The sequence below is a fragment of the Mycobacterium sp. E1715 genome (assembly GCF_001667625.1).
Classification (GTDB): Bacteria; Actinomycetota; Actinomycetes; order Mycobacteriales; family Mycobacteriaceae; genus Mycobacterium.
Map to the genome: position 1 here is coordinate 1 of NZ_LZJJ01000060.1, position 10,170 is coordinate 10,170.

Genomic DNA, 10,170 nt, shown 5'->3' on the forward strand with positions numbered 1-10,170 from the left:
GAATCAAGTTGCAGGACTTGAATTCTGGATATCAACCGCTTCAGGTGAGCGCGAGTGATCGGACCGGCGGGCGGCGGCTCGGTAAAACCTTGGGCGGCAACGGCGATTCGCCGGGCTTGCGCGGCCGACAGCCTGCGGGTCGGGATCGACACGGCGCCGAGAATACCGGCCGGGTGCGACAACCCTCGGCGGCGACGCGGCGCCCCCCGTCCGTCCGCCCGTTCGAGGCGGGCTAACCCGTGCTGACTTTGCCGTCCAACGGCACGACGACGCTGGGCTCCGGGGCGTTCTTCTGCTCCTGGTAGGCCGACTCGAGCGCGGCCGGAACCGCTTCGAGGTCGCGGAACACGCCCATCAGCTGCTCGAGGACATGGATCCGTTGCCGGATCGCCTCGTCCGCCGCCCGCCGGTCCGATCACTCGCGCTCACCTGAAGCGGTTGATATCCAGAATTCAAGTCCTGCAACTTGATTCGGTCTCGGTCGCGGTGCGCGCCCACTACGCGCCGGTGTTCAGCCGGCTCGGGCCCTACGACCGCGACGTGTTGGATCGCGCCGCCTGGGGCCCGCGCCCGGCGCGGCTGCTGGCCGAATACTGGGCGCACGAGGCCGCGCTGGTGGCCGTCGACGACTGGCCGCTGCTGCGCTGGCGAATGCGCCAATACCGCCACGGTCGCTGGGGCACCCACATCGTCAAGGCCAACCCCCAACTCGCCGACGACATCGTCGCCGCCGTCGCCGAACTTGGCCCCAGCACCGCCGGACAGATCGAGGCGCACCTCGCCGCCGAGCCGCGCCGCAAGAAGGGCACCTGGTGGAACCGCAGCGACACCAAATGGGTCGCCGAGGCGCTGTTCGCCGCCGGTGTGCTCACCACGGCCACGCGGGTGGGCTTCGCCCGCCATTATGACCTGGTCGAACGCGTGCTGCCCGCGGCCGTGCTGGCGCGGGAGGTCGACGACGAGGAAGCCGTCCGCGAACTCACGTTGCGGGCCGCCACCGCGTTGGGCGTGGGGACCGAGGCCGACATCCGCGACTACTTCCGGCTATCGGCCCAGCAGGTCAAGCCGGCCGTCGCCGACCTGCTGGCCGCGGGGGAGATCGAGCGGGTCGAGGTCGACGGCTGGCCCGCGCCGGCCTACCTGCGCGCCGGCCGGGCGGTGCCCCGCGCCGACCGCGGCACGGCGCTGTTGTGTCCGTTCGACCCGCTGATCTTCTTTCGGCCTCGGGTGGAGCGGCTGTTCGGGTTTCATTACCGCATCGAGATCTACACGCCGGCCGCCCAGCGCCAGTACGGCTACTACGTGTGGCCGCTGCTGATGGACGGGCAACTGGTCGCCCGGGTCGACCTCAAGGCCGACCGGACCGCCGACACGCTGCGCGTCATGGGCGCCTTCGGCGAACCCGACGCGCCGCGGTCCCGCGTGGTCGAGGCGCTGGCCGGCGAACTGCGGTCGATGGCTTCGTGGCTGAGCCTGAGCGGATTCAGCGTCGCGACCCGGGGGGACCTGGCCGCCGACCTGCGGGCGGTCAGCTGATGCGGGCGACGGACAAACAGCTCAAAGACACGCTTTGGAATGCGGCCAACAAGCTGCGCGGCTCCCTGTCGGCCGGCCAGTACAAGGACGTCATCCTCGGGCTGGTCTACCTCAAGCACGCCGCGGCGGACCAGTGGAAGTTGTTGGTGGCCAACGCGGAATCGCCGAACATCGGGCGGCTCGTCGATGACGCGATGGCGGCGGCGGCGCTGCCGCGGTTATACGAGGACCTCGACCGGCGCCGGCTCGGGGAGCTGCTGCGCCTGCTCGACGCCGCCCGATTCGGCGAGCCGGGCCGCGCGCGGGACCTGATGGGCGAGGTGTACGAGTACTTTCTGGCCAACTTCGCGCGCGCAGAGGGGCGGCGGGGCGGCGAATTCTTCACCCCGCCCAGCGTGGTCCGTGTGCTCGTCGAGGCGCTGGAACCGTCGGGCGGGCGGGTGTATGACCCGTGCTGCGGCTCGGGCGGCATGTTCGTGCAGACCGAGCGGTTCATCGCCGAACACGACGGCGATCCCGCGCGAGTGAGGATCTGCGGGCAGGAAAGCGTCGAGCAGACCTGGCGGATCGCGAAGATGAACCTCGCCGTGCACGGCGTCGACAACACGGGGCTGGGCGCGCGGTGGGCCGACACGTTCGTCGACGATCTGCACGCGGGCGTGCAAATGGACTACGTGATGGCCAATCCGCCCTTCAACATCAAAGATTGGGCCCGCGACGAGCGCGACCCCCGCTGGCGGTTCGGCGTCCCACCCGCCGGCAACGCCAACTACGCCTGGATTCAGCACATCCTGTCCAAACTGGCCCCCGGCGGCAAGGCCGGCGTGGTGATGGCCAATGGCTCGATGTCCTCGAACACATTGGGAGAGGGCGCCATTCGCGCACGGATCGTCGATGCCGACCTGGTGTCGTGCATGGTCGCCCTGCCCGCGCAACTGTTCCGCAGCACCTCGATACCGGTTTGCCTGTGGTTCTTCGACACGGACAAGGGCGAGCGGTCCGGTCAGGTGTTGTTCATCGACGCGCGCGGCTTCGGCCACCTGGTCGAGCGCGCCGAAAGGGTGTTGACGGACCAGGAGATCGTCCGCATCGGCGACACCTATCACGCGTGGCGTGGGTCGGAATCCGCCGCCGCGAAAGGCGTTACCTATCAGGATGTTCCGGGATTCTGCGCGTCCGTGTCGCTCGACGACATCGCGGCCGCCGGCTATCCGCTCACGCCCGGTCGCTATGTCGGTGCGCCGGCGGCCGAGGACGACGGCGAGCCCGTCGAGGAGAGGATCGCCGGGCTGACGGGTGACCTGCTGGCGGCGCTGGACGAATCGGCACGGCTGGACGGCGTCGTGCGCCAACAATTGGAGCGCCTGCGGTGAAGACCACGCTGGGCGACCACCTGGACTTCGGCACCGGCAGCAGGGCGCCTCGGCCGGCGCCGGGCGGACGCGTTCGCGTCTACGGCGCCAACGGGACCATCGGTTATGCCGCCGAGCACAACGCGGCCGGCCCGCTGATCGTCCTCGGGCGCGTCGGGTCGCAGTGCGGCAGCCTGCGGTACTGCGACTCCGACGCCTGGGTCACCGAGAACGCACTGGTGTGCCGGGCGAAGGACCCACGCGAGACGCGGTACTGGTACTACGCGATGCAAACCTGCCGCCTGGGCGACCACCGGGCGGGATCGGGACAGCCGCTGCTGAGCAAGAGGATCCTGCGCGACGTCGCGGTGCACAGCGTGGCGGCGCCGCAGCGCGGGGCGATCGCTGAAATGCTCGGCGCCCTTGACGACAAGATCTCGGCCAATCACCGGGTGATCGGGGCCGCCGAGAACCTGATGGTGGCCATGGCCGGGTCGGTCCGCGAGCGCGTGCCGTTGTCCAGCCTGGCGAGCCGGTCGACGGCATTCCTCGACGTGGCCGACTTCGACGACGTGGTCGCGCATTTCAGCCTTCCGGCGTTCGACGACGGGGCGAAACCCCGCGTCGTGACCGCCGACTCCGTCAGGAGCGGCAAATTCCTGCTGCCCGGGCCGTGCGTGTTGTTCGCGAAGCTCAATCCGCGGATCCCGCGAATCTGGAACGTGTCCCGCCTGCCGTCGGAAATGGCCTTGGCCAGCAGCGAGTTCGTCGTCCTGCGGCCGGTGGGGGTGGACGCGTCGACCCTGTGGTCGGCCGTGCGGCAACCAGAGGTCTCCGCATGGTTGCAACGCCGGGTCGCCGGCACGTCGGGCAGCCATCAGCGGATCCAACCGCGCGATTTGCTGGAGGTGCGGGTCCCCGACGTCCGGCACCTGCCCGCCGCGCGATTGGAGGCGATCACCGGCCTGGGCGCGCTGTGCCACGCGCGCCGCGCCGAAAGCGCGCGGTTGTCCGAGTTCCGCGACGCGCTGCTGCCGCTGCTGATATCGGGTGAGCTCCCGATTCGGTCACCACGTTAAGGTGAGCGCCGTGGCCGAGACCGCGCCGCTACGCGTGCAACTGATCGCCAAGACCGAGTTCCTGGCGCCGCCGGACGTGCCGTGGACCACCGACGCCGACGGGGGGCCGGCGCTGGTCGAATTCGCCGGCCGGGCCTGCTATCAGAGCTGGTCGAAGCCCAACCCCAAGACCGCGACCAACGCCGGCTACATCAAGCACATCATCGACGTCGGGCATTTCTCCGTGCTCGAGCACGCGAACGTCTCGTTCTACATCACCGGCGTCTCCCGCTCGCTCACACACGAGCTGATCCGGCACCGGCATTTCTCCTTCTCCCAGCTGTCGCAGCGCTACGTCCCGGAGGGTGAGTCGCAAGTCGTGGTGCCCCCGGGCATGGAAGACGACCCCGAACTCCAGCGCATCCTGACCGAGGCCGCCGACGCCAGCCGGGCCACCTACGCCGACCTGCTGGCCAGGCTGGAGGCCAAGTTCGCCGACCAGCCGAACGCCATCCTGCGGCGCAAGCAGGCGCGGCAGGCCGCTCGGGCCGTGCTGCCGAACGCGACCGAAACCCGCATCGTCGTGACCGGCAACTACCGGACCTGGCGCCACTTCATCGCCATGCGCGCCAGCGAGCACGCCGACGTGGAAATCCGGCGGCTGGCGATCGAATGCCTGCGCCAGCTCGCGGACGCGGCGCCCGCGGTGTTCGCCGACTTCGAGATCTCGACCCTGGCCGACGGGACCGAGGTGGCCACCAGCCCGCTGGCGACCGAAGCCTGAGCCTCAGCCGTCACTGCGGCCTCGGGCCGCGGCCACCGCTCCCGTGCCCGCACCGCTCCCGCGCCGTTGTCGCTCGGAGGCGGGCACTTCGGCGATACCCGGACCTGCGGGGGAGGGTGGGGCTGGTGTGGCTGCCCGTGCGCCCGCGACCGACCGGAACGCCGGCCCGCGCCGTTGCTAAAGAGCTTGCCGCCGCCAGGTAACCTAAAGACCGTGAGCACCGTCGGATTCGACGCCCCGGCCCGGTTGGGAACCGTGCTGACGGCGATGGCGACACCGTTCGCTCCCGACGGTTCGCTGGACACCACCGCCGCCGCGCAATTGGCGAACCACCTGGTAGACGCCGGATGTGACGGCCTGGTGGTCTCCGGAACCACCGGCGAGTCGCCTACCACCACCGACGACGAGAAGCGCGAGCTGCTGCGCGTCGTGCTGGACGCCGTGGGCGACCGCGCCCGCGTCATCGCCGGCGCGGGCACGTATGACACCGCGCACAGCGTCCGGCTGGCCAAGGCCTGCGCGGCCGAGGGCGCCCACGGGCTGCTGGTGGTCACGCCCTACTACTCGAGGCCGCCGCAGAGCGGGCTGATCGCGCACTTCACCGCCGTCGCCGACGCGACCGAGCTGCCGGTGCTGCTCTACGACATTCCGCCGCGGTCGGTGGTGCCGATCGAGGCGGACACGCTCCGCGCGTTGGCATTGCACCCCAACATCGTCGGCGTCAAGGACGCCAAGGCCGATCTGCACGGCGGCGGCCAGATCATGGCCGAGACGGGACTGGCCTACTACTCGGGCGACGACGCGCTGAACCTGCCGTGGCTGGCCATGGGCGCCACCGGATTCATCAGCGTGATCTCGCATCTGGCCGCGGGCCAGCTCCGAGAGATGTTGTCCGCGTTCGCATCCGGCGACATCGCCACCGCCCGCAAGATCAACGGCACCCTCGCCCCGTTGTGTGACGCGATGGGCCGGCTGGGCGGCGTGACGCTGTCCAAGGCGGGTCTGCGCCTGCAGGGCATCGAGGTCGGCGATCCCCGGTTGCCGCAGATGCCGGCCACACCCGAGCAGATCGATGCCCTGGCCGCCGATATGCGCGCGGCCTCGGTGCTGCGGTGAGGCAGAGGGTGGCCGGTAAGTGGATGTAGACCTCGCCCCCCCTGGTCCCTTGACCACTGGTGGGTTGCGGGTCACCGCGCTGGGCGGCATCAGCGAAATCGGCCGCAACATGACGGTTTTCGAGCACCTGGGTCGGCTGCTGATCATCGACTGCGGGGTGATGTTCCCCACCCACGACGAGCCCGGGGTGGACCTGATACTGCCGGACTTGCGCCTGATCGAAGATCGGCTCGACGACATCGAGGCGCTGGTGCTGACCCACGCGCACGAGGATCACATCGGCGGCATCCCGTTCCTGTTGAAGCTGCGCCCCGATATCCCCGTGGTCGGGTCGAAGTTCACCCTCGCGCTGGTGGCGGCGAAATGCCGTGAGCACCGGCTCAAGCCGGTGTTCGTCGAGGTGACCGAGGGGCAGCGCAGCACGCACGGCGTCTTCGAGTGCGAGTACTTCGCCGTCAACCACTCCATCCCCGACGCGCTGGCCATCGCCGTGCACACCGGCGCGGGAACCGTCTTGCACACCGGCGACATCAAGCTCGATCAGCTGCCCCTCGACGGGCGGCCCACCGATCTGCCCGGGATGTCCCGGCTCGGTGACGCCGGAGTGGACCTGTTCCTGTGCGACTCGACCAACTCCGAGATCCCGGGCGTCGGGCCGTCGGAGAGCGAGGTGGGGCCGACGCTGCACCGCCTGATCCGCGGCGCCGAGGGCCGCGTCATCGTGGCGTGCTTCGCCTCCAATGTGGACCGGGTGCAGCAGATCATCGATGCCGCGGTCGCGTTGGGCCGCCGCGTGTCCTTCGTCGGGCGCTCGATGGTGCGCAACATGGGCATCGCCCGCGAGCTCGGGTTCCTGCGGGTGGCCGATTCCGACGTGATCGACATCGGCGCGGCCGAGATGATGCCGCCCGAGCGGGTGGTGCTGATCACCACCGGCACCCAGGGCGAACCCATGTCGGCGCTGTCGCGGATGTCGCGCGGCGAGCATCGCAGCATCACGCTGACGGCGGGCGATTTGATCGTGCTGGCCTCGTCGCTGATCCCCGGCAACGAGGAGGCGGTCTACGGCGTGATCGACGCGCTCGCCAAGATTGGGGCCCGCGTCGTCACCAATGCCCAAGCCCGGGTGCATGTTTCGGGTCACGCGTACGCCGGTGAGCTGCTGTTCCTCTACAACGGCGTGCGGCCGCGCAACGTCATGCCGGTGCACGGCACCTGGCGGATGCTGCGGGCCAACGCCAAGCTGGCGGCCAGCACCGGGGTGCCGGAGGAGTCGATCCTGTTGGCGGAGAACGGCGTCAGCGTCGACCTGGTCGCCGGCACGGCGTCGATCGCCGGGGCGGTGCCGGTGGGCAAGATGTTCGTCGACGGGCTGATCAGCGGCGACGTCGGCGACATCACGCTCGGCGAACGGCTCATCCTGTCGTCGGGTTTCGTCGCGGTGACGGTGGTCGTCCAGCGCGGCACCGGGCGTCCGGTGGCCGCGCCGCACCTGCATTCACGCGGGTTCTCCGAGGACCCCAAGGCGCTGGAACCCGCCGGGCGCCGGGTCGAGGCGGAGCTGGAACTGCTTGCCGCCGACAACATCACCGACCCGGGCCGCATCGCGCAGGCCGTGCGCCGCACCGTCGGCAAGTGGGTGGGCGAGACCTACCGGCGGCAACCGATGATCGTGCCGACGGTCATCGAGGTCTGAGCCCCGCGAAACATCAACCGCTGCGACGCTTAGCGGCGTGTCGTCGCGGACGATTATGTGTCGCGGCGCGGGAGGTGAGGCGGGGGGCTAAAGCTTCTCCGCGTAGGCCGACCATTCCAGTTGCGAGGCCTTGAGTTTGCGACCGGTCGGCTCCACGTAGCGCTGGACGAGTTCGTCGGGGCCGGCCTGCTCCAGCAGTCGCCAACCGTAATCCCCGACGAACGCGCCGACCTCTTCGGGCTGTAAACCGAAGCGCCACAACTGCCGGACGCTGCGATAGAGCGTACGAGTGCCGTACCGATTCTTGCCTTCGATGAAATCGCGCCGGACGTAGGTGAATACCAGACGACTGCCGGGCGCGGCCGCGCGCAACCCCTCCAGCGTCCGCCGGACGGTGGCTTCGGTCAGGTATTGGGTGACGCCCTCGCAGATGAAAAAGGCCCGGTAGTCGGTGCGATAGCCGTGCTCGGCCAGGGCCGTCAGCAGGTCGTCGCGCTCCAGGTCCAACGCCACCTGCCGGACCGACATCGGCGGGCCGCCCAGCACCCGTCGGACCGTCTTCACCTTCCGGGCGACGTTGACGGGCAGGTCGACCTCGAACACGGGGATGCGAATCTGCCGTGTCAGCAGGTAGGCGCGGGTGTCCAGTCCGGCGCCGAGGATGACGACGGCGTCGATGCCGTCGAGCGCCTCGGCCAGCTTGTCGCCGATAAATCGCTTGCGGCAGGCTAGGTTCGCCCACAGCCCGCGGCCCGACCACTCCGATCCGCGCATCATCAGGCGGCGCACCGGCCGGGCGCGTGTCGCCGCCACCAGCAACCGCAGCGGCGCCGGCAGGAACAGCTCCGCCAGGTCGTCGTCCACCAAGCGGCGGCCCGGCGGTTCGTTCTGTTCGACGGCCGCCAGCACCATCGGCCCAAAGGCGGTCTGCGCGGCGGAGTTTCGTGGCATTCGACTACTTGTTCAAGAAGCCGGCGTCGACCGGCAACGTCACGCCGGTGATGTAGCGCGCCTGGTCGCTCACCAGCCACGCCACCGCGTTGGCGACGTCCTCGACGTCCAGTACCTCCACCGGCATCGCGTTGCCCATGGCTCCGGGCGTGTCGGTCGCGGCGGCCATCTTGGCCAGCCATTCCCGGGTGAACTCGTTGTTGATCATCGGGGTCTCGACACCCGAGGGGTGTATCGAGTTGACCCGAATATACTGTGTTGCAAGCAGATTCGCGTATACCCGCATCAGCCCCACCACGCCGTGTTTGGCGGCCGCATAGCCGACGGAACCGGCGTCCGGGCTGCCCACCCCGGCCAGCCCGGCGCTGGAACTGATCAGCACGATCGACCCCCCGGTGCCCTGCTTGACCATGGTCGGGATGGCGGCCTTGATGGTGTTGTAGACGCCGGTGAGGTTGACGTCGATGACGTCGCGCCAGCCGTCGTCACCCGATTGCATCGGTGCGATGCCGGCGTTGGCGACGACGATGTCGAGCCGGCCGAACTCGTCCAGGCCGGCCTGCAGGGCGGCCGACAGCGACGCCCGGTCGCGCACGTCGCCACGAGCGGCCACGATGCGCGAGCCCGTGTCCTCGACCAGCTTGACGGTTTGCGCCAGGTCTTCCTCGGTGGCCAGCGGATAGGGGACGCTGGCGATCTGGTCGCACAGGTCGACCGCGATGATGTCCGCGCCGTCGGAGGCCAGCCGCACCGCGTGCGCGCGACCCTGGCCGCGCGCCGCGCCGGTGATGAAGGCGACCTTGCCCTCGAGTGGCCGGGTCATCAGGACCGCAGCTGACCCTTGTCCGGGTCACCCGCGGGCACGGGCTGCAGCATCTTGATGTCCGGCGCCCCGGCCAGGTGCTCGCCGGCGGCGCCGAACATCTTGCCGATGGCCGGGGCGGTGCTGTGGGCCTTGAGCGCCTCTTCGTCGGCCCACTGCTCGACGAAAACGAAGGTTTCGCCCGATTGGTGCAGTGAGTACAACTGGCAACCCGGTTCGTTGTGCACTTCCTCCACCGCCTGCGTGAGGATGTCGCGGACTGTGTCGACCGATTCCGGTTTGACGGTCATGGTGGCAACGACGACGACGGGCATGCTGGGGCCTCCTGGGGCGTACGGGGTGGGTGACGTGCATGGCTCTGTTACCTGGGTCACCGGTTGTCCACCCTACTCACGCGGCCCCTTGGACCACCCGTCAGATGGGTCACATGGCCAAACCGTTACCAGTGTGGCGGGTGGTGTAGATGATGTCGGTGCGACTACCCTTGCCGACATGGCTAATAAGACCGCGGCCCGCTCCAAAGCTCGAACGAGCAGGTCAAAGGCCACTTCGCGGAGTGGGTCGGGTCGCGCGCGGCCGGCGGCACCCCGCAAGCGGCCGAGCAGGCCCGCGAAACGGCGCAACCAGTCGCTGCTGGTGGCCGCCGGGCTGACCGGCGGGCGCGCCCTGCGCGCCACCTGGCTGATGGCCGCGCGCAGCACGGGCGGCGCGGCCCGGTCGATCGGGCGGGCCCGCGACATCGACCCGGGACACCGCCGCGACGGGATCGCGCTGATGCTGCTCGGCCTTTCCGTCGTGGTCGCCGCGAGCTCGTGGTTCAACGCCGCCCGACCGGTCGGTGCATGGGTCCCCAC

General features: G+C 69.6%; 9 protein-coding genes and 3 pseudogenes. 7 read left to right on the forward strand and 5 right to left on the reverse strand.

Annotated elements, in window-relative coordinates; translation table 11 throughout:
* Nucleotides 1-182 (reverse strand): annotated as a pseudogene (locus tag A9X03_RS29000) (winged helix-turn-helix domain-containing protein); the annotation flags it as partial.
* A gap of 50 nt (nucleotides 183-232) precedes the next feature.
* Complete coding sequence (locus tag A9X03_RS30595) at nucleotides 233-355, reverse strand: hypothetical protein (RefSeq protein ID WP_255396714.1); 123 nt, start codon at nucleotides 353-355, stop codon at nucleotides 233-235.
* Between the two features lie 38 nt (nucleotides 356-393).
* Between A9X03_RS30595 and A9X03_RS03265 the strand changes: the two are divergent.
* The 6 genes and pseudogenes from A9X03_RS03265 to A9X03_RS03290 all read left to right on the forward strand — a co-directional run.
* Nucleotides 394-1,536 (forward strand): annotated as a pseudogene (locus tag A9X03_RS03265) (winged helix-turn-helix domain-containing protein); the annotation flags it as partial.
* The gene (locus tag A9X03_RS03270) at nucleotides 1,536-2,909 is read left to right on the forward strand and encodes an N-6 DNA methylase (RefSeq protein WP_068259664.1); all 1,374 of its coding nucleotides are present in this window, start codon (nucleotides 1,536-1,538) and stop codon (nucleotides 2,907-2,909) included. The pseudogene A9X03_RS03265 and the gene A9X03_RS03270, both read left to right, overlap by 1 nt.
* Nucleotides 2,906-3,967, forward strand: coding sequence for a restriction endonuclease subunit S (locus tag A9X03_RS03275; protein WP_068259666.1), 1,062 nt, complete (start codon nucleotides 2,906-2,908; stop codon nucleotides 3,965-3,967). Before A9X03_RS03270 ends, A9X03_RS03275 begins: the two co-directional genes overlap by 4 nt.
* 10 nt (nucleotides 3,968-3,977) lie before the next feature.
* A complete protein-coding gene (gene thyX / locus A9X03_RS03280; RefSeq protein WP_068259676.1) occupies nucleotides 3,978-4,730 on the forward strand; it encodes an FAD-dependent thymidylate synthase in 753 nt (250 codons plus the stop codon).
* 213 nt (nucleotides 4,731-4,943) lie between these two features.
* Nucleotides 4,944-5,846 (forward strand): 4-hydroxy-tetrahydrodipicolinate synthase, encoded by a 903-nt coding sequence (gene dapA / locus A9X03_RS03285; RefSeq protein ID WP_068259669.1) that lies wholly within the window; start codon nucleotides 4,944-4,946, stop codon nucleotides 5,844-5,846.
* A 19-nt stretch (nucleotides 5,847-5,865) separates the two neighbouring features.
* Nucleotides 5,866-7,542 carry a ribonuclease J gene (locus tag A9X03_RS03290; RefSeq protein WP_067747289.1) on the forward strand — a complete coding sequence of 559 codons (1,677 nt, stop codon included), beginning with the start codon at nucleotides 5,866-5,868 and terminating at the stop codon, nucleotides 7,540-7,542.
* A gap of 87 nt (nucleotides 7,543-7,629) precedes the next feature.
* Here the strand turns inward: A9X03_RS03290 and A9X03_RS03295 are convergent, their stop codons facing one another.
* From A9X03_RS03295 to A9X03_RS03305, 3 genes are read right to left on the reverse strand one after another with little or no spacing between them, the layout of a single operon-like run.
* On the reverse strand, nucleotides 7,630-8,493 hold the full coding sequence (locus A9X03_RS03295; protein WP_067747291.1) for an SAM-dependent methyltransferase: 864 nt from the start codon (nucleotides 8,491-8,493) through the stop codon (nucleotides 7,630-7,632).
* A 4-nt stretch (nucleotides 8,494-8,497) separates the two neighbouring features.
* Nucleotides 8,498-9,319, reverse strand: coding sequence for a mycofactocin-coupled SDR family oxidoreductase (locus tag A9X03_RS03300; RefSeq protein ID WP_067269159.1), 822 nt, complete (start codon nucleotides 9,317-9,319; stop codon nucleotides 8,498-8,500).
* Nucleotides 9,316-9,630: a putative quinol monooxygenase gene (locus A9X03_RS03305; protein ID WP_067781730.1), complete on the reverse strand. Its 315-nt coding sequence runs from the start codon at nucleotides 9,628-9,630 to the stop codon at nucleotides 9,316-9,318. Before A9X03_RS03305 ends, A9X03_RS03300 begins: the two co-directional genes overlap by 4 nt.
* Between A9X03_RS03305 and A9X03_RS28145 the strand changes: the two are divergent.
* Nucleotides 9,629-10,170, forward strand: a pseudogene (locus A9X03_RS28145) (cell division protein FtsK); the annotation flags it as partial. The gene A9X03_RS03305 and the pseudogene A9X03_RS28145 overlap by 2 nt on opposite strands.